We start from the raw sequence: 17738 nt of genomic DNA, 5'->3' as shown, positions 1-17738 counted from the left end.
AAGTCCGCTCTGGACACCTGTTTCCGCAGGTCAGAGATCTGCGCGAAGCGCCGGAAGTGGCGTAACACGGCGTTAACGTCCGCTGGCCATTCTCGCCGCCATGCCCACGACACCCCGGCGGACGAGGTCCGACAGCGCCAGGCAGGTCGCCGACCTGCTGCGCCGTCAGGTGCTGGCCGACGAGACGCTGCCGTGCGAGGAGGACCTCACGGTGGAGTTCTCGGCGACCCGGAACACCGTGCGGGAGGCACTGGCGCTGCTGCGCGACGACGGCCTGATCGCGCGCCAGCCCGGCGTCGGCACGGTCGTCGTCGGGCACAAGTACCCGCACGGGCTCAACCGGCTGGCCGGGCTCGCCGAGGTGCTGCGGGAACACGGCGAAGTCACCAACGACGTCCGGACCGCCGACCTGGTGCCCGCACCCGCCGTGGTGGCGCACCGGCTCGGCGTGCCCGAGCGCTCGGAGGTCGTCTACCTGGAGCGGCTCAGAAAGCTCGACGGCGTCCCGCTGTCGCTCGACCTCACCTACCTGCTGCCGGAGATCGGGAAACCGCTGCTGGAGCACGACCTCGCCGGCCGGGACGTCTTCGCGCTCATCGAAGAGACGTCCGGGCAGCGGCTGGGCTACGCCGACATCGACGTCGAAGCCCTGAACGCCGACCCCGAAACCGCCGCTGTGCTGGAGGTGCCGCCGGGCGCGGCGCTGCTGCGGTGGGAGCGCCTCACGCACTTCGCCGACGGACGGCCCGTCGACCTCGAATACATCCGGCTGCGCGGCGACCGCCTCACCATGCGCGCCCGCCTCGACCGTTCCTGAAGGAGACCGCCATGCCCCTCGTGCCGAGCCGGATCGACGTCCCGGTGACGATCGACGAGTCGAAGTGCCTCGACGGCTGCCGCCTGTGCGTCGACATGTGCCCGCTCGACTCGCTGGCCATCGACCCGGACACCGACAAGGCGTACATGCACGTCGACGAGTGCTGGTACTGCGGGCCGTGCGCGGCGCGCTGCCCGACCGGTGCGGTGACCATCAACATGCCCTACCTGCTGCGGTGAAGGCCGCCCGGCTCCTGCTCGCCGCCGCGCTGCTGGCCGCGGGCTGCACCGCGAACGCGTCGTCGTCGAAGGACGTCGACGTCGTGATCGGCTTCCAGTCGAAGACGATCAACACCGTCACCGCGGGCACGCTGCTGCGTTCGCTCGGGTACTTCGAGCAGCGCCTCGCCGACCTCGGCAAGCGGGACGGGAAGCGCTATCACGTCACCTGGCAGGACTATTCGACCGGCGCGCCGATCACCGCGCAGATGGTCGCGGGCAAGATCGACATCGGCTCGATGGGCGACTACCCGTTGCTCATCAACGGTTCCCGCACGCAGGAGTTCGGCGACGGCCGCACCGAGCTGGTCGCCGCCACCGGCTACAACCTGCTCGGCGCGCTGAACATGGTCGTCGTGCCGCCGGACTCGCCGGCCCGCACCCTGGCCGACCTGCGCGGCAAGAAGATCTCCACCAGCATCGGCTCGGCCGGGCACGGCACCACCGTGCACGCCCTGCAGAACATCGGCATCGGCACCGACGACGTCCACCTCCAGAACCAGGCGCCCGCGGTCGGCGCGTCCGGGCTGCTGTCCGGGTCGGTCGACGCGCTCGGGCAGTTCGTCGCGTGGCCGGGCCAGCTCGTGTTCGCGAACCAGGCCCGGCTGCTCTACGACGGCTCGGCGCTGAAGCTGCCGACGTGGCACGGCGTGGTCGTGCGGGAGTCCTATGCGGACAGCCACCACGACGTCGTCACGGAGTTCCTGCGCGCCCAGCGCGATGCGACGGACTACCTGCACGCGCACCCGATGGACGCGGCGCTGAAGGTCGCGACCGCCACGAAACTCCCGGCCGAGGTCGTCTACCTCTACAACGGCGCCGGCGGCATGGTCACCTTCGACCTGCCGCTGAAGCGCCCGCTGCTCGGCGCGCTGGAAACCGACGCGCCGTTCCTGCGCTCGATCGGCAACATCAAGCGGCTCGACCTCGGCGCGTTCGTCGACGACCGGTACCTGCGGGAGATCTACGGTCCGGCTTACGACAGTGCTGCATCCATTTTGGACAACCCGGCGCCGGTGACCGGCTTCGACACGACGTGCTCGCGGCCCGTCACCGATCCGCGCACCGCCGGTGAGCTGTGGCTGACCGGGGAGACCGCGACGCACCCCGCCGCCACGCCAGCATGCCTGCTCAAGGCGGTGGCGCACGCCGGAAAGCCGGTCCGCGCGGCTTACGTCCCGGACGCGGCCACGGGCACCCGCTGGTTCGCGGACAAGGCCGTCTGGGTGCGCGAGGCGGGCGGCGCGCTGCTGCCCTTCACCACCGAAGACGGCGCCCGCGCCCACCTCGCCGGGCACCCCGGCTCGATCGTCAGCTACGCGCAAGCCGTGGAGGAGTCCCGATGACCCAGACCCTCGAACACGAACCCACCGCCGTCGCCGCTCCACCCGCGCCACCGAGACGGCGGTTCAGCCGGCTCGCCGTCCGCGTGGGCAGCATCGTCGCCGCGCTGGTGGTGTGGGAGCTGCTGACCGCGTTCGACGTCGACCTGTGGCTCCACTTCGACCGCCTGCCCACCCCGGTCGAGGTCGCCCGTGACCTCGGTTACCAGCTCGGCACCGCCGTCTACTACCAGGACCTGCTCGATTCCCTGCGCCGCATCGTCACCGGGTTCGCGCTGGCCGCGGTGTTCGGGATCGGCCTCGGCACGGCGATCGCGCGCTCCCGCGGCACGTCCGACGTCGTCCAGCCGCTGCTGGAGGTCCTGCGGCCGATCCCCGCCATCGCGATGGTGCCCATCGCGATCCTGCTGTTCCCCAGCAACGAGCAGGGCATCGTCTTCATCACCTTCGTCGCCGCGTTCTTCCCGGTGGTCGTCTCGACGCGGCACGCGGTGCGCGCGCTGCCGGTGGTCTGGGAGGACGCGATCCGCACGATGGGCGGCTCGCGGCGGCGCGTGCTCTGGAACGTCGTCCTGCCGGGCGCGCTGCCCGGCGTGTTCGGCGGGTTGTCCGTCGGCATGGGCGTTTCGTGGATCTGCGTGATCTCGGCGGAGATGATCTCCGGCGAGTTCGGCGTCGGCTACCGGACCTGGCAGGCCTACACCGTCGTCGACTACCCCGGCGTGATCGTCGGGATGCTCACCATCGGCCTGCTCGGCTGGGTCACCTCGGCCGCCGTCGAACTGCTCGGCCGCCGCGCCACCCGCTGGCTGCCCCGAGGGGAGAACTCATGAGCTTGCGCATCGAGAACCTGACCGTCCACTACGGACAACGCGCGGTGCTGTCCGGCATCGACCTGGACGTCGCCGACGCCGAGATCCTGGCCGTCACCGGGCCTTCGGGGTGCGGCAAGTCGACGCTGCTGCGCACCCTTTCCGGCCTGCTCCCGGCGTCGTCGGGCCGCATCTTGTCCGCCGGCGTGCCGGTGACCGGCACGTCGGCCGAGCGCGCCCTGGTGTTCCAGGACGACGGGCTGCTGCCGTGGCGTTCGGTGCGCCGCAACGTCGAGCTGCCACTGTCGATCCGGCGCGTCCCGCGGGGCCGGCGGCGGACCGAAGCGGAGTCCTGGCTGTCCCAGGTCGGCCTGGCCGGGTACGAGGACCACCTGCCGCGGGAGCTCTCCGGCGGCATGCGGCAACGCGTCCAGCTCGCCCGCACCCTCGCCGGGTCGCCGCGGGTGATCCTGGCCGACGAGCCGTTCGGGGCGCTGGACGCCCAGACCCGCACGGCCATGCAGCGGCTGCTCGTGGAGGTCTGGCGCAAGCGGCCGACGACCGTGGTGTTCGTGACCCACGACGTCGACGAGGCGCTGTTCCTGGCCGACCGCGTCGCGGTGCTGACCCGCGACGGGCGGCTCGCGAAGGTTGTCGAATCGTCGCGGCCGCGGACGGCCGAGCCCGCCGTGGCGGCCGAGCGCGCCGAGGTCCTGGACGGGCTGGTGGCGGCATGACGTTCGAGGCACCTCCGCTGACCTCGCGGACGCACTTCGAGACCGACGTCCTCGTCATCGGCGGCGGGACGGCCGGGACCATGGCCGCGCTGACCGCCGCCGAGCACGGCGCGAACGTGCTGCTGCTGGAGAAAGCGCACGTCCGGCACTCGGGTGCGCTGGCCATGGGCATGGACGGCGTCAACAACGCGGTCATCCCGGGCAAGGCCACGCCCGAGGACTACGTCGCCGAGATCACCCGCGCCAACGACGGCGTCGTCAACCAGTCCACTGTGTACCAGACCGCGCGGCGCGGCTTCGCCATGGTGCAGCGGCTGGAGAAGTACGGCGTCAAGTTCGAAAAGGACGAGTACGGCGAGTACGCCGTCCGGCGCGTGCACCGGTCCGGCAGTTACGTGCTGCCGATGCCGGAGGGCAAGGACATCAAGAAAGTGCTCTACCGCGTGCTGCGGCAGAAGCACATGCGCGAGCGCATCACCATCGAGAACCGCGTGATGCCGGTGCGGGTGCTGACGTCCGGCGGGAGGGCGGTCGGTGCCGCCGGGTTCAACACGCGGACCGGCGAGTTCGTCACGGTCTCGGCGTCCGCAGTCATCCTGGCGACCGGCCCTTGTGGCCGGTTGGGCCTGCCGTCGAGCGGCTACCTGTACGGGACGTACGAGAACCCGACCAACGCCGGTGACGGGTACGCGATGGCCTACCACGCGGGCGCCGAGCTGTCCGGGATCGAGTGCTTCCAGATCAACCCGCTGATCAAGGACTACAACGGCCCGGCCTGCGCTTACGTCGCCAATCCGTTCGGCGGCTACCAGGTCAACGCGGCCGGCGATCGCTTTGTCGACTGCGACTACTGGTCCGGGCAGATGATGGCCGAGGTGGCGCGCGAGATCTCGTCGGCACGCGGGCCGATCTACCTCAAGCTGACGCACCTGCCGGAGGAGACGCTCGGCGCGCTGGAGAACATCCTGCACACGACCGAACGGCCGACGCGCGGGACGTTCCACGCCACCCGCGGCCACGACTACCGCACGCACGACGTCGAGATGCACATCTCGGAGATCGGCCTGTGCGGCGGCCATTCGGCGTCCGGTGTCTGGGTGGACGAAAACGGCGCGACGACGGTTCCGGGCCTGTACGCGGCGGGCGACCTCGCCTGCGTGCCGCACAACTACATGATCGGCGCGTTCGTCTACGGCGATCTCGCGGGCGCGCACGCCAGCACGCACCTCGCTTCGCGGGTTCCCTTGCCGGAGGACCAGATCGGTCTCGCGCACGAGCTGATCTACCGGCCGTTGTCCACTCCGGACGGTCCGCCGCAGCAGCAGGTGGAGTACAAGCTACGGCGGTTCGTCAACGACTACGTGGCCCCGCCCAAGACGACGGCGAAGCTGGAGATCGCCCTCGAGACGTTCGCGCGGATGACCGGCGAGATCGCGGGCATGGGCGCGCGGACGCCGCACGAGCTGATGCGCTGCGCCGAGGTGACGTTCATCCGCGACTGCGCCGAAATGGCGGCGCGGGCGTCACTGGTGCGGACCGAGAGCCGGTGGGGCCTCTACCACGACCGCACCGATCACCCGGGCCGCGACGACGTCTCGTGGCTCGCGCACCTGAACCTGCGCAAGACGGCGTCCGGCGAGATGGAGTTCCTGAAGCGGCCGGTGGCGCCCTACGCCGTGCCGGTGCCGGAGTTCTCGGTGCCGGACTTCGACGTCGAGGTCCTCGGTACCCACACGGCCTTCAGCGGGCACACGCCGCCGGACGTGGTCACCGTCTCGTCGGCGCGGACGCATTCGTCGCCGCGGGTCCTCGAAGTCGTCGCGCTGGCGGAGGACCAGCCTTCGCTCGAGACGTTGTCGCCGTACCTGTCCGATCCGGATGCGGAGGTGCGGACGACGGCGATCGCGGTGCTCACCGAGTCGGCGCCGGACGGCTTCGGGCCGGCGCTGGTCACGGCGTTGCACGACATCGACGCGCGGGTGCGGGCCGCGGCGGCGGCCGGGCTGCGAGAGCTGGTCGAGGTGCTGACGCCGTCGACGTCCCTGGCCGGCGGGCTGCGGTCGGCGCTGACGGTGTCCGACGCCGACGTGCGGTCCGTGGCGCTGGACGTCCTGCGGGCGCTGCGGCTCGGCGACGCGCCGTTGTTCGCCGCGTCGCTGGCCGACCCGGCGGTCGTGGTCCGGCTGGAGGCGGTCCGCGGCCTGGTGTCGCTGGACGCGGCTTCGACGCTGGCGGAGGCGGCCTCGGACGCGTCACGCGAGGTGCGGGTCGCGGTGGCGGCCGGGCTGGGGACGATCGGCGACCCGCGGGCCACCGGGACAGTGTCCGCGCTGGCCGTCGATCCGGACCTGCTCGTGCGCGCGGCCGCGCTGACCGCCGCCGCCGACCTCGGCTGTGGCGGCGACCTGCCGGACCTCGCGGTGGCCGCGGCCGCCGACCCGGCGTGGCAGGTGCGCCGCGGCGCGGCGACGGCTTTGGGAGCGCTGGCCGCGCCGTCGGAACCACTGCTCGGAGCCCTGGAAGACGAGCACCCCAACGTCCGGCGGGCGGCCGTCCAGGCGCTGGGCAAGTGGGCGGACTCGGCCGAGGTCGCCGCGCGGCTGCGGGCGCGGCGCTGCGACTCGGACGCCGACGTCCGCGCGTACACGCGGATGGCCCTCGGCGGTTAGGCTGCTCTCCAGCCGACTGATACGAGGGTCATATGAGTGCGGGAGCACACCGCCGGTCGACGGTGGCGGTGAAGGACGCGCTGCGGGAACTGCGCAACCAGCTTTCGCTGCTGAACCACCAGGTCAGCGCGCAGCTGGCGCTCAAGGACGTCGACCTCGACTGCCTGGAGCTGATCGCCCGGCACGGCCCGCTCGGCCCGAGCGCGCTGGCCCGCCGGGCCGGGCTGCACCCGGCGACGATGACCGGCATCCTCGACCGGCTCCAGAAGGGCGGCTGGATCGTCCGCGAACGCGACCCCGAGGCGGCCGACCGGCGCTCGGTCACCGTCCGCGCGGTCCGCGGCCGCAACGGGGAGCTGTTCCGGCTGTACGCGGGGATGAACACCGCGATGGACGAGCTCTGCGCCGGCTACAGCGAGGACGAGCTGGCGCTGATCGCCGGGTTCCTGCGCCGCGCGACGTCGGCGGGGCAGGACGCGACCGGGTCGCTGACCGGCGGCTGAGCAGCGGTTTCTGTGCTGTACTCGGGGGCATGTGGCAGTCAGGCGACGCGTACGAGGCCTACATCGGACGGTGGAGCCGCCGGATCGCGGAGACGTTCGTCCGGCAGCTCGGCGCCCCGGCGGGCCGGCGCTGGCTCGACGTCGGCTGCGGCACCGGCGCACTGACGTCGGCGGTGCTGACGGCGGCCGACCCCGCGGAAGTCGTCGGCGCCGACCCGTCCGAGGGATTCCTGAAGACGGCCCGCGCCGGCGTGACCGACCCACGGGCGACGTTCACCCTCGCCGACGCCCGCTCGCTGCCGTTCCCGGACGCCCGGTTCGACGTGGTCGTGTCGGGCCTGGTCCTGAACTTCGTCCCCGAGCCGGACCGCGCGGCGGCGGAGATCGCGCGGGTCACCGCGCCGGGCGGCCTGGCCGCCACCTACCTGTGGGACCTCGCCGAGGGCATGGAGCTGATCCGCCGGTTCTGGGACGCGGCCGGCGAGCTCGACCCGGCGCCGGTCGCCAAGCTGGACGAGGGCCGCCGGTTTCCGCTGTGCCGCCCGGGGCCGCTGGGCCGGTTGTGGACGGACGCGGGCTTCACGGCGGTGTCCGTCGGCGAGATCAGGATCCCGACGGTGTTCGCGGACTTCGACGACTACTGGCAGCCGTTCCTCGGCGCGCAGGGCCCGGCGCCGACGTACCTGGCCACGTTGCCGCAGGCGCACCGCGACCGGATCCGCGAGCTGCTGCGCAGCCGCCTGCCGGCGAATCCGGACGGCTCGATCCCGCTGACGGCCCGGGCGTGGGTCGTCAGCGGGACCGCGTAGCTCAGAGCCCGGCCTGGCCCAGCCAGTCCTTGGCGACGTCTTCGGCTCGTTCGCCGTCGGAGTCGACGCGCTTGTTCAGGTCCCGCATGACGTCGGTCGTCAGCTTCGCGCTGACGGCGTTCACGGCGTTGGCGAAGTCGGCACCGCGCTCGTCGAGCACCTTCTTGGTCACCGCGGGCACGACGTTCTCGGTCGGCACGATGTTGAGGTCGTCCTTGAGCACGGTGTACTTCGAGTCACCGGTCAGCGGGCTGACCGAGTCGACCGGGATGACCGTGACGGCCCCGGACTTGAGCTGCTCGACGCGCGGCCCGGCCTCCTGGATCGTCTGGAAAGTGATGTTGGTCAGCTTGTAGACGTCGGTGAAGCCCTTGAAGCACGGAAGGCGCTTCTCGCACTCCGGCGGCCCGGCCATGACGACCTTGTCGAGCTTCTTCAGGTCGCTGATCGACGCGATGCCCTTTTCCTTGGCCAGGTCGGACTTGATGATGTAGGTGTTCTTGTCCTCGGCGGCCGCGAAGTTCAGCAGCCCGATGCCGCTGGGCTCGAACAGCTTCGCCAGCTGCTCGTGCTCCTCCTGCGCGGTCTTGCCGGCCTCCTTGCCGAAGCCGGTGGTGATCGCCGCACCCTGGTACTCCGGGATGAACTGCAGCTCACCGGACTTCAGCGACGGGTAGATCAGCTCTCGCGACCCGAGGTTCAGCTTGCGCGTCACCGGATAGCCCTTGGCCTCCAGCGCCTGCGCGTAGATCTCGGCGAGGATCTGGCTGTCGGTGAAGTTGAAGGACGCGACGACGATCGGCGCCCCGCCCTTGCCCTGCGCGGCGGGCTTGTCACCACTGTCGCCGCCGCCACAGGCGGCCAAACCGAGCGTCGCCGCGAGGGCCACCGCCACCACGGACGCGTTACGGAACCAGCGCACGAATCCCCACTCCTTCGTCACTCCAACAGACGAAAGGACCCTAGTCCCGACCTCCGACAAGAATCCACATCGTGGGAGATAGCCCCCGAAATTCCCACTCCGCGGAATATTTGGGCCCGATCGGGGTAGGGTCGCCCGGTGCACGTGAACACGGTGACGCCGCTGGCCGCCGACAGCGGGCCCCCGATCTTCCAGTGGAAGTGGGTGGACCGCAACGCCGACGCCATCGTCCAGCGCCTCGTCGAGCACATCTCGCTGACCGGCGCCGCGCTCGGCATCGGCCTGGTGGTTTCGATCGGGCTCGCCGTGGTCTCCCTGCGTTACCGCTGGTCGTACCCGGTGATCCTCGGCACGGCGGGCGCGTTGTACGTGATCCCGAGCCTGGGCGCGTTCGCGGTTCTGGTGCCGTTCTTCGGGCTGACGTTCGTCTCCGCGATGATCCCGCTCGCGACGTACACGCTGCTCATCCTCATCCGCAACATCGTCACCGGCGTCGACCAGGTGCCGAACGAGGTCCGCGAGGCCGCGGTCGGGATGGGGTACACGCGCGGCAGGCTGCTCTGGCAGATCGAGCTGCCCCTCGCCCTGCCGGTGGTGATCGCCGGCCTGCGTGTCGCGGCGGTGACGACGATCGGCCTGGTGACGGTCACCTCGATGCTCGGCCTCGGCGGTCTGGGCTACTTCATCCGCGCGGGCATCCAGACGGCGACCCCCAACCCGACGATGATCATCGTCGGCGTGGGCCTGTCGGTCGTCCTGGCGGTGGTGGTCGACCTGGTCCTCTGGCTCAGCGAGCGCGTGCTGGCGCCCTGGTCGCGGAAGGTGCGGGCGCGATGAGCTTCCTCGACCAGCTGAACGCGTGGCTCGCGGACCCGAACCGCTGGAGCTGGACCGACAAGGCCGGCGTCCCGTACCGCACCCTGGAGCACCTCAGGTTTTCCCTCCTCGCCCTGGCGATCGCGGCGGCGCTGACCATCCCGGCGGCGCTGTGGCTCGCCCACTACCGCCGCGGCGCGTTCCTCGCGAGCAGCGCGGTGAACATCGGCCGCGCGATCCCGAGTTTCGGGTTGATCATCCTGTTCTGGTTCCTGGCGAGCCGCTGGGAGCTGGACACGACGTTCTGGCCGTTGCTGCTGGCCCTGGTCGCGCTGGCGATGCCCCCGCTCTTCACGAACACGTACGCGGGTGTCGTGACGTTGGAGCAGGAGACGATCGACGCGGCCCGCGGAACGGGCTACCGCGAGGGGCAGATCATGCTGCGCCTCGAGCTGCCGTTGGCGTCCCCGGTGATCCTGGCGGGCGCCCGGGTGGCGTTCCTCCAGCTGATCGCCACGGTGGCCATCGGAGCGATCGTCAACGACGGCGGCGGCCTGGGCCGTTACATAGTCGACGGCTTCGCGGTCGGAGCCCAGGGTTACGGAGCGATCTTCGCGGGCGGCCTGGCAGCGGTGCTGCTGGCACTCCTGTGCGACGGCGCGTTCGCGTTGATCACCCGCGCGGCCACACCGCGCGGCCTCGCGCTGCAGAACGCCCGCCGCGACTAGACCGGCGGCCCACCGGCCGACGCCCGGGAAGGCCGTCACCCCATCCGGCGGCGATCCCGGGCGCCTGCCGATCATTCCCAGTGAGCGAGGCTGCGGTTACCGTCGTGGCCCATCCCAGACGCAGCCCGTTTCCTTGTGTGTCAGGGCTTCTCGAAGTGCTGGTAGTCGATCGGGGTGTCCCAGGAGCCGCCCCAGGTCCAGCCGCGGGTGGTGAAGGCCCGCTCGGTGACGTCACCGGCGTGGATCATGCCGGGCACGTTCTGCGTGCGGTCGACGTAAGGCGCCCCGTTGGGCGGGTAGACCGCGCCGCTGCCGGAGATGTAGGGGTTCTGCACGGTGTTGATGTCGATCGCACGGCCGTAGGAGTGGTTCGACCACGCGGTGCCGCCGGTGATGGCCCGGCAGTTGAACGCCGAAGTGTTGTTCGCCGCCATGGACGCGTCGTCGTCGGAGTTGTACTTCTCCACGGTCTCCATCCGCTCGATGGGGAACCGCCCGAAGTACAGGTCGGCGAAGGTGCGGGCGACCTCGAAGGCCCGGTCGGCGTTGACGATCAGTTCGCCCCGGTGCACGGCACCGTCGAAGCCGAGGTGGCTCAAGTTGATCAGCCGCAGCTGGTCAGGACCGACCGGGCACCCCTCGTGCCAGCTGTTCCCCAGCCGCTCGGCGGTGACGGGCCTGATGACGGCAATGTAGGGCGCGAGTCCACTCCCGGCCGGAGCAGCAACTTCCACGGTCTGAGCCGTGGCAGCCGGCGCCGGCGCGGCCACGGCCAGGACCGCGGCGAACGTGAACGTGATGACGGCCAGAACTCTGGTTCTCAGATTCATGATCACCACACGCCTTGCCCCGCGGTTCAGCTGAGCCGGAGTCGGATGCGCCACAACGACTCAACCTCCAGCGCTGCCACGGACTTCGCGCGCGCGAACTGCGTCTGCGATCACGACCGCTGGGCTCGCAAACAGCAGCACCAGGCTGGGTCGGGCGCCCTCCCTAGAACGCGCCGACCAGGATCAGCACGCCGAGCGCGATCAGCACGGCCGGCAGCACCACGTGGCCCCACCGGGCGAGTAGCCGGGCGACGCCCGGGCGGGTCGCCAGGAACCGGCCCGCGGCGCACCACACCGCCACGCCCGCCAGGAACACCGCCACGTAGCCCACCAAGCCCGCGGGCCCCGTCGCGGCGAACGCCGGGACGTACACCCCGACGTTGTCGCCGCCGTTGGCGAAGCACACCGTCGCGATTCCGAGCACGCCGGCCGCCGGTGGTGGCTCGTCGTCGTCCGGACGCCACGCCTGCCACGCCGCGCGTATTCCCAGCAGCACCGGCAGCACGCCCAGCCAGCGGACCGCGCCGTCCGGCAGCAGGCCGGTACCGAGTGCTCCCGCGACCGACACCGCCAAGATCGCCGCGAAGCCCGAGAACTGCCCCGCCACGACCTTGAGCTCGCCGCGTCGTCCGGCCGCGTGGCCGAAGAACACCGCCAGCAGCACCAGGTCGTCGACGTTCGTCACCGCGAACATCGCGGCCGCGCGCCCGAGCAGTCCGACGTCCAACACCCACCTCCGCGGTAAAACCGCTTGGCGAGGGCCGGCGCGGTACAGCACGATTCTGCCCATGCCCGCCGTCACACGCCGCGGCTACGCCGGTCCGGCCGACCTGCGGGCCATGCAGAGCCTGGCCCAGCGGATCTGGTCGAAGGCGAGTTCGCTGCACGTCGGGGATCTCGCGTGGCAGCGGTTCCAGCACGCCGGCCGGGAAGCCGAGTGGCCGACCGTGCTGTGGGAAGCGGGCGGCGAAGTCGTCGCGTGGGGCTGGATTTCGCTACCCGGTGAACTCGCGCTGCTCGTGGATCCGGCGCGCCCCGAACTCGTGCCCGAGGTGCTCAGCTGGTTCGAGGACACCGCTTCCGCGGGTGAGCTCGCTGTCACCGTGCTCGACGCCGAGAAGCATGTCGTCGCCGCTCTGGAGCGTTGCGGTTACGCGCTTCAGGAGAGTTCCGTTCACCAGTCGTATATGTCTCGCCTCCTCGTTGACTTGCCCGAGCCGGTCGTGCCCGCCGGATTCACGCTCCGGCCGGTCGGCCCGGACGATCTGGCTCGCCGTGTGGCGGTGCACCGCGCGGTCTGGCACCCGTCGAGGGTGACCGAACCGGGCTACCGGACCATCATGGCCGCCTGGCCGTACCGGACCGCACTGGACTGGGTCGTCGAAGCACCCGACGGCCGGTTCGCCGCCCAGTGCCTGATCTGGCTCGACGAACGCAATGCCGTCGGCGAGCTGGAGCCCGTCGGAACCTTGCCGGAGTTCCGTCGCGAAGGGCTCGCCCGCGCGGTGTGCCTCGCCGCGCTGCACGCGGCCCACCACGCCGGCGCTCGCGAAGCCGTCGTGTACCCGGTGATCAACCATCCGAAATCCGCAGGTGCCCTCCCTCTGTATCGCGATCTGGGCTTCCGCCCGTATGCCCGCACCCTCACCTTCACGCGGACCCGCCGTCGTATCCCTCCTTTCCCGGGGTCCGCGTCCCCGGAGGGCGCACAACGACGAAGGTAGCGCCCCACCCCCGCCGGATGTCCGATTCGGCGGCCTCCGGCGGGCGGTTGTCCACATCGGGGCAAACCTGTGGACAACCCGGTGGATTTCCTCGCCACAGCCCCGAAAGCGTCGGCACCACGCGATAGTGTCGAGACGGGGGGCGCCCCCGCGGGCGGGTCAGGTCAGCGTCGCCAGATCGTCGAAGAAGGCGGCCCGGCAAACCGCGACCAGGCGCTCGACCTCGGGTCCGAGAGAGCGGTCTTCGTCCAGCGGCGGCACCACCGACCGCACCCACCGGTAGCCCGCGCGAAGTCCCGGCGCGCCCTCCCCGCCGGCCAGGTACCGGGCCTGGGAAGCCGTGATCAGCTCACACGCCGTGATCGCGAAAAGGTGCGAAGCCGCCGCGCGCAGTTGCTCGCCGGCCGCCGACGCAAACGCTTGCACGTCCTCCTGGCCCGCTGACGTGTCGATCGAACCGAGCGTCGCCGGTGTCGCGAGCCGGCGCAGCGCGTGCAGTTCGCCTGCCGCCCGCTTGTGCAGCGGGACCAAGCCCGCCCTCGGTCCCGGATCGGCCGTGAGCTGCGGCGGCAACCCGCTGAACCGCTCGTCCAGCAACCGGTGCGTCCGCTGCACCGAAATCTCGCCGAGGTGCACCAGCGCAGCCGTCACCGCGTCCATCCGCAACCCCAGGTCCACCGCGTGATACCCGGTGCCCGGAACGAAAGAACCGTCGACGAAGGACGGCGAATCACCCGGCATCGTCGCCCAGCGTCGCCGGGTCTCGTGCAAGTCGCCGTTGACGCGGGAAGCGTGCGCCAGCGCCCGCGGCGCGACCCGCCCCGAAAGCGGGGCCTGCACCACACCCGGCCGCACCGGGCCGAGGCCCGCCAGTTCGGTCAGCTCGTGCAGCAACGCACGCAGGTGGTCGTCGCCGCCCGCCATGGCCGGCGAAAACACCGCACGCGGCGCGCCGAGCACGTCGATCGCCATCGCCGCGGTGAGCGTCTGCAGGTCGATGAGCTGCTGGGTTTCGGTCCAGCCACGCGCCGCGTGCATCACCGCCAGCGGAGAACCCTGAAGCAGCGAAGCACCTTCTTTCGGCCCAAGGACGTAAGGCGTGGCACCACGCGCAGCGAGCGCCGAGGCGGCCGGCACCTCGACGCCGTCCTCCAAAACCGTGCCGATGCCGAGGAACGTCTGAAACGCGTGGGAGAGCGCGATGATCTCGCCCGAACTGCCGAGCCCGAAGCGCGGCACCGCGGGCGTGAAGCCGTCGTTCAAGCGGTCCACCAGGAACTGCACCAGCTCGGGGCTCACCCCCGACCACGGCCGCAGGAAGTCGCGCAGGCGAACGACGAGCAGCGCCCGGACGTCTTCGGGTGGCAGCCACGGCGGCCCGCCGACGGCCCGGCCGATCAGCAGGTTGCGCTGGTGCTCGGCCTGCTGCCGCGGATCCAGGACGACACCTGCGAGGCGGCCCATCCCGGTGGTGACCCCGTAGACCGGGTTTCCCGGCTCCGCAAGGGCCGTCAAGACCTCTTCCCGACGTCGCTTCAGCGCTTCTACCAGCGGTTTGTCCAGAATCAACCGTTCACTGTCAGCGAACTCGCTGTCGGAGACGATCATCGGTAGGGCAGCATGGTGCCGACGCCGGAAGCCTCGGCACGGGCGAGGATCATGTTCGCCACCGCAACGTCCGTTGTGGACAGTCCGCGGTGCCAGAACAGGATCCGTTCGGCGTCGTGCTCGCGGCCGGGTTTGCTGCCCGCCACGATGTCGCCGATCTCGGCGTGGACGTTGTCCGCGGTGAGGAGGCCGGCGTTGAGCTGCGGGCGCAGGGCGCCGAACCGCGGGTTGCCGGACCGCGATTCGCGCCAGTCGTCGACGACGACCTTGTCGATGTCGTCGAGCAGCGTGAGCTCGAGCGCGCTGATCGTGCCGTAGGGCACCAGGAAGGTGCCCGGCCGGAGGAACTCGCGGCGCACCAGCGCCTCGGGCTCGACGAGCCGGGAGGCCTCGACCTGGATGTCCGCGCCGTCCAGAGTCTCCTCGGCCGTGGCGCAGACGCGGACGTCCTTGCCGAGCCGCTCCGACAGCCGGCGGCCGAAGTCCTCGCGCGACTCCGGGCGCTTGCTGGTCACGCGAATCTCGGCGAAGTCGAACAAGGAGTCCAGCAGCACGACGTTCCACCAGGCGGTACCACGGGCACCGATGTGCCCGAGCACCCGTGAATCCGGGCGGGCCAGGTACTTCGCGCCGACGGCGGTCATCGCGCCGGTGCGGGCCTCGGTGATCATCGTGCCGTCGACGATCGCCCGCGGCATGCCGGTGTCCGGGTCGAGCAACAGGATCAACGCCATTTCCGAAGGGAGGCCCCGTTCGAAATTCCCCACGAAGTCACCGACGACCTTCACACCGCTGACCTGCTTCGCGGACAGGTGGCCGCGGAGGATGTTGAAGTGGCCCTTGCCGCCGTTGTCCGGCACGAGGTGCGTACGCGGCTCGAAGACGACCTGACCGCGGCCGTGGTCGGCGAGCACGTCCTCGACCGCGGCGACGATGTCGGCGTCCGCGACGCCGAGTGCGTCGATGTCGGCACCGGTCAGGTACCGGAGCCAGACGGATGTCACCGGGCGAGGTCCTCGATGACCTCGGCGCCGGGCAGGGCGGCCAGTGCGGCGCCGGAGATCAGCAGCTTGCTGCCGCGGATCCCGCTGCCGATGACGAGCTCGGGTGCGTCGGCGACGCGGCGGTCGAGCAGGATCGGCCATTCGGCGGGCAGCCCCACCGGCGTGATGCCGCCGTACTCCATCCCGGTCAGCGAGACGGCTTCGTCCATCGGCGCGAACGACGCCTTGCGGACGTCGAGGCGGCGCTTGATCACGCCGTTGACGTCGGCGCGGGTGGTCGCGAGCACGAGCGCGGCCGCGAAGCGGACTTCGCCCGCGCGCTTGCCGGCGACGACGACGCAGTTCGCGGACGCCTCGAGCGGCGAGCCGTAGGCCTCGCAGAAGGCGGCGGTGTCGGCCAGCGTGGGGTCGATCTCCGCGACGCCGACGGCGTCCGGGTCGGCGAGCGCGGCCAGGGCCTTGGCCACGGGCTCGGCGAGCAGGTCAGTACGCGTGGGGGCGGGAACGACGGTGAGGCTCCCGGCGATCGTCCAGGTCACGACCCCATTAAACAGCGCCCGCCGGAGCGGGCGCGGACAGGAAGGGGGCACACCCGGCGCGACAGCGCCGGGACGTGGTTCACCAGCTGGAGCCGCCGCGCTGGACTTCGATCAGCTTCGGGCGGACGTCCACGATGTAGACCAGGGCCGCCGCCATCGCGGGCACGTAGAAGATCATCCCGGGTCCCATCACCGGAAACAGCACCATGGCGAGCGTCGCGCCACCGGTGATCAGCATCCAGATGGGCTTGGTCTTGCGGTCGGCCGCGGAGTACGCGTCGGCGCGCTGGAGCAGCGCGTGCACGAAGGCGAAGAGCCCGACCAGCGCGCTGCCCCAGTGGATGACATTGAGGATCCAGATGGCGACTAGCACAGCGACAGCTTACGGCAAACCACCCGAACGACCCCGGCCCCGCCACCGGGGGTGCGGTGGCGGGGCCGGGAGTTCACGGCGATGTCACTTGTCGGTCTTCGGCGCGGCCGGCTTCTTCGCGGCGGCGCTGGTGGTGGTCGTCGTGGTCGTGCGGCGGGCCGGGGCGGCCGTCTTCGGGGCCGTCTTGTTGGCGGCCTTGCGGGCGACCGAGCGGGTCTCGTGGGCGACGTCGTCACCCAGCTCCTCGACGGCGTCGGCCGCTTCGCCGGCGACCTTCGTCACCTTGCGGGCGGTCTTCTCGCCGGCCGAACGGGTGCGCTTGGTCACCTTGGCCAGCACGCCGTCGACGCGCTCGCGGACCTCGGTGGTCACGACCTCGGCCTGGCCCTGCGCGGTGGTCAGGGCCTCTTCGAGCTGCTCGATGGCCTTCTTGACCTGCGGCTGCGTGGCGATCTTGTCCCACGCCTGCTCGCCCGACTCGGCCAGCTTGTTGTACAGCTTGAGCGCGGCCTCGGTGTACTCGTCGATGACCTTGCGCAGCTCGGCCGGGTCCAGCTTCTCGCGGAGGCTCTCGACGTCGGTCGGCAGCTCCTGCAGGTTCTTGCGGGCGACCTCGCCGCTCTTGGTCACGTTCTCCTTGGCCTTCGCCACGGCGTCGGTGACGGCGTGGGTGGCCAGGTTGCCGGCGCCGAGCGCGGCGAGCAGCGGGGTGCGGACCTGGTCGAGGGCGGTGGTGACGGCCTTCTTGACGTCTTCGGTCTTGGGGGTGGTCATGCTGACTCCTTGGTGTTCGCGGCTGGTGTGGTGTCTGGTGCGGGAGTGGGCTCGGCGGCCGGCCGTGCCGCGGCGTTCTCCCGGCGGAAGGACTCGTACACGTCGAGCAGGACCTGCTTCTGCCGTTCGGTCAGCTCGGCGTCGGCGCGGATCGCGTCGCCCACCGGGCCGCCCGTCGGCAGGTCGAGGATCCCGGCCTGCACGTACAGCGCTTCCGCCGAAATGCGCAGGCCCTTGGCGATCTGCTGCAGGATCTCCGCGCTGGGCTTGCGCACCCCGCGCTCGATCTGGCTCAGGTACGGGTTGGACACGCCGGCGAGCTTCGACAGCTGGCGCAACGAAATCTTCGCGGTGTTGCGCTGCTGGCGGATGTACTCGCCGATGTCGGAAGCGATGTCCGCGACCTTCTCCATGGGACTGCCGGATCCTGACGTCCCACCGGTCTCTGTCAT

At 71.0% G+C, this 17738-nt stretch carries 20 protein-coding genes; 11 read left to right on the top strand and 9 right to left on the bottom strand.

From position 1 onward, the window contains the following. Positions 1-100 precede the first annotated feature (100 nt). Genes QRY02_RS39815 through QRY02_RS39780 form a run of 8 tightly spaced genes read left to right on the top strand, consistent with a single transcriptional unit; the run spans position 101 to position 7968 of the window. The gene (locus QRY02_RS39815) at positions 101-817 is read left to right on the top strand and encodes a GntR family transcriptional regulator (RefSeq protein ID WP_285987886.1); all 717 of its coding nucleotides are present in this window, start codon (positions 101-103) and stop codon (positions 815-817) included. A gap of 11 nt (positions 818-828) precedes the next feature. Then, a complete protein-coding gene (locus tag QRY02_RS39810) occupies positions 829-1056 on the top strand; it encodes a 4Fe-4S dicluster domain-containing protein (protein WP_103337264.1) in 228 nt (75 codons plus the stop codon). Beyond that, positions 1053-2441 (top strand): ABC transporter substrate-binding protein, encoded by a 1389-nt coding sequence (locus tag QRY02_RS39805; protein WP_285987885.1) that lies wholly within the window; start codon positions 1053-1055, stop codon positions 2439-2441. Before QRY02_RS39810 ends, QRY02_RS39805 begins: the two co-directional genes overlap by 4 nt. Then, positions 2438-3271, top strand: coding sequence for an ABC transporter permease (locus QRY02_RS39800; protein WP_285987884.1), 834 nt, complete (start codon positions 2438-2440; stop codon positions 3269-3271). The genes QRY02_RS39805 and QRY02_RS39800 overlap by 4 nt, the downstream gene beginning before the upstream one ends. Beyond that, entirely contained in the window at positions 3268-3987 is a 720-nt protein-coding gene (locus QRY02_RS39795; protein WP_285987883.1) for an ABC transporter ATP-binding protein, read from the top strand. Before QRY02_RS39800 ends, QRY02_RS39795 begins: the two co-directional genes overlap by 4 nt. Further along, complete coding sequence (locus QRY02_RS39790; RefSeq protein ID WP_285987882.1) at positions 3984-6656, top strand: fumarate reductase/succinate dehydrogenase flavoprotein subunit; 2673 nt, start codon at positions 3984-3986, stop codon at positions 6654-6656. Before QRY02_RS39795 ends, QRY02_RS39790 begins: the two co-directional genes overlap by 4 nt. A 32-nt stretch (positions 6657-6688) precedes the next feature. Further along, positions 6689-7159: a MarR family transcriptional regulator gene (locus QRY02_RS39785; protein WP_285987881.1), complete on the top strand. Its 471-nt coding sequence runs from the start codon at positions 6689-6691 to the stop codon at positions 7157-7159. Positions 7160-7188: 29 nt separating this feature from the next. After that, a complete protein-coding gene (locus QRY02_RS39780) occupies positions 7189-7968 on the top strand; it encodes a class I SAM-dependent methyltransferase (protein WP_285987880.1) in 780 nt (259 codons plus the stop codon). 1 nt (position 7969) lies between these two features. On the opposite strand, the gene QRY02_RS39775 is transcribed toward QRY02_RS39780, so the two are convergent. After that, on the bottom strand, positions 7970-8890 hold the full coding sequence (locus QRY02_RS39775) for an ABC transporter substrate-binding protein (protein WP_285987879.1): 921 nt from the start codon (positions 8888-8890) through the stop codon (positions 7970-7972). Between the two features lie 138 nt (positions 8891-9028). On the opposite strand from QRY02_RS39775, the gene QRY02_RS39770 reads away from it, so the two are divergent. Both QRY02_RS39770 and QRY02_RS39765 read left to right on the top strand, forming a co-directional pair. Beyond that, positions 9029-9727, top strand: coding sequence for an ABC transporter permease (locus tag QRY02_RS39770; protein ID WP_285987878.1), 699 nt, complete (start codon positions 9029-9031; stop codon positions 9725-9727). Further along, a complete protein-coding gene (locus QRY02_RS39765; RefSeq protein ID WP_285987877.1) occupies positions 9724-10434 on the top strand; it encodes an ABC transporter permease in 711 nt (236 codons plus the stop codon). Before QRY02_RS39770 ends, QRY02_RS39765 begins: the two co-directional genes overlap by 4 nt. A 140-nt stretch (positions 10435-10574) precedes the next feature. On the opposite strand, the gene QRY02_RS39760 is transcribed toward QRY02_RS39765, so the two are convergent. Both QRY02_RS39760 and QRY02_RS39755 read right to left on the bottom strand, forming a co-directional pair. Further along, positions 10575-11264, bottom strand: coding sequence for a M15 family metallopeptidase (locus QRY02_RS39760; protein ID WP_285987876.1), 690 nt, complete (start codon positions 11262-11264; stop codon positions 10575-10577). Positions 11265-11427: 163 nt separating this feature from the next. Then, the gene (locus tag QRY02_RS39755) at positions 11428-11991 is read right to left on the bottom strand and encodes a cadmium resistance transporter (RefSeq protein ID WP_285994059.1); all 564 of its coding nucleotides are present in this window, start codon (positions 11989-11991) and stop codon (positions 11428-11430) included. Positions 11992-12052: 61 nt separating this feature from the next. Here QRY02_RS39755 and QRY02_RS39750 point away from each other — a divergent pair, with 61 nt between their 5' ends. After that, complete coding sequence (locus QRY02_RS39750; protein WP_285987875.1) at positions 12053-12988, top strand: GNAT family N-acetyltransferase; 936 nt, start codon at positions 12053-12055, stop codon at positions 12986-12988. Between the two features lie 159 nt (positions 12989-13147). Here the strand turns inward: QRY02_RS39750 and QRY02_RS39745 are convergent, their stop codons facing one another. From QRY02_RS39745 to QRY02_RS39720, 6 genes are all read right to left on the bottom strand, one after another. Further along, positions 13148-14596 (bottom strand): aromatic amino acid lyase, encoded by a 1449-nt coding sequence (locus QRY02_RS39745; protein WP_285987874.1) that lies wholly within the window; start codon positions 14594-14596, stop codon positions 13148-13150. Then, the gene (locus tag QRY02_RS39740; protein ID WP_285987873.1) at positions 14593-15600 is read right to left on the bottom strand and encodes an ornithine cyclodeaminase family protein; all 1008 of its coding nucleotides are present in this window, start codon (positions 15598-15600) and stop codon (positions 14593-14595) included. Before QRY02_RS39740 ends, QRY02_RS39745 begins: the two co-directional genes overlap by 4 nt. After that, complete coding sequence (locus QRY02_RS39735; RefSeq protein ID WP_285987872.1) at positions 15597-16139, bottom strand: YbaK/EbsC family protein; 543 nt, start codon at positions 16137-16139, stop codon at positions 15597-15599. Before QRY02_RS39735 ends, QRY02_RS39740 begins: the two co-directional genes overlap by 4 nt. Positions 16140-16218: 79 nt before the next feature. Continuing rightward, positions 16219-16512 carry a DUF2516 family protein gene (locus tag QRY02_RS39730; RefSeq protein ID WP_013222364.1) on the bottom strand — a complete coding sequence of 98 codons (294 nt, stop codon included), beginning with the start codon at positions 16510-16512 and terminating at the stop codon, positions 16219-16221. 84 nt (positions 16513-16596) lie between these two features. Continuing rightward, entirely contained in the window at positions 16597-17286 is a 690-nt protein-coding gene (locus tag QRY02_RS39725; protein ID WP_285987871.1) for a hypothetical protein, read from the bottom strand. Continuing rightward, a complete protein-coding gene (locus tag QRY02_RS39720; RefSeq protein WP_285994058.1) occupies positions 17283-17699 on the bottom strand; it encodes a helix-turn-helix domain-containing protein in 417 nt (138 codons plus the stop codon). The genes QRY02_RS39725 and QRY02_RS39720 overlap by 4 nt, the downstream gene beginning before the upstream one ends. Positions 17700-17738: the final 39 nt, after the last annotated feature.

This window comes from Amycolatopsis sp. DG1A-15b, from assembly GCF_030285645.1.
GTDB lineage: Bacteria > Actinomycetota > Actinomycetes > Mycobacteriales > Pseudonocardiaceae > Amycolatopsis.
Note: the sequence above shows the minus strand (reverse complement) of the source record. Positions and strands in the feature narration are given on the sequence as shown.

What these genes read in the sequence shown, in the direction of transcription:
- QRY02_RS39815 (WP_285987886.1), top strand. Translation starts at nt 101, where the DNA reads ATGCCCACGACACCCCGGCGGACGAGGTCCGACAGCGCCAGGCAGGTC.
- QRY02_RS39810 (WP_103337264.1), top strand. Translation starts at nt 829, where the DNA reads ATGCCCCTCGTGCCGAGCCGGATCGACGTCCCGGTGACGATCGACGAG.
- QRY02_RS39800 (WP_285987884.1), top strand. Translation starts at nt 2,438, where the DNA reads ATGACCCAGACCCTCGAACACGAACCCACCGCCGTCGCCGCTCCACCC.
- QRY02_RS39795 (WP_285987883.1), top strand. Translation starts at nt 3,268, where the DNA reads ATGAGCTTGCGCATCGAGAACCTGACCGTCCACTACGGACAACGCGCG.
- QRY02_RS39790 (WP_285987882.1), top strand. Translation starts at nt 3,984, where the DNA reads ATGACGTTCGAGGCACCTCCGCTGACCTCGCGGACGCACTTCGAGACC.
- QRY02_RS39785 (WP_285987881.1), top strand. Translation starts at nt 6,689, where the DNA reads ATGAGTGCGGGAGCACACCGCCGGTCGACGGTGGCGGTGAAGGACGCG.
- QRY02_RS39780 (WP_285987880.1), top strand. Translation starts at nt 7,189, where the DNA reads ATGTGGCAGTCAGGCGACGCGTACGAGGCCTACATCGGACGGTGGAGC.
- QRY02_RS39765 (WP_285987877.1), top strand. Translation starts at nt 9,724, where the DNA reads ATGAGCTTCCTCGACCAGCTGAACGCGTGGCTCGCGGACCCGAACCGC.
- QRY02_RS39760 (WP_285987876.1), bottom strand. Translation starts at nt 11,264, where the DNA reads ATGAATCTGAGAACCAGAGTTCTGGCCGTCATCACGTTCACGTTCGCC.
- QRY02_RS39750 (WP_285987875.1), top strand. Translation starts at nt 12,053, where the DNA reads ATGCCCGCCGTCACACGCCGCGGCTACGCCGGTCCGGCCGACCTGCGG.
- QRY02_RS39745 (WP_285987874.1), bottom strand. Translation starts at nt 14,596, where the DNA reads ATGATCGTCTCCGACAGCGAGTTCGCTGACAGTGAACGGTTGATTCTG.
- QRY02_RS39725 (WP_285987871.1), bottom strand. Translation starts at nt 17,286, where the DNA reads ATGACCACCCCCAAGACCGAAGACGTCAAGAAGGCCGTCACCACCGCC.
- QRY02_RS39720 (WP_285994058.1), bottom strand. Translation starts at nt 17,699, where the DNA reads ATGGAGAAGGTCGCGGACATCGCTTCCGACATCGGCGAGTACATCCGC.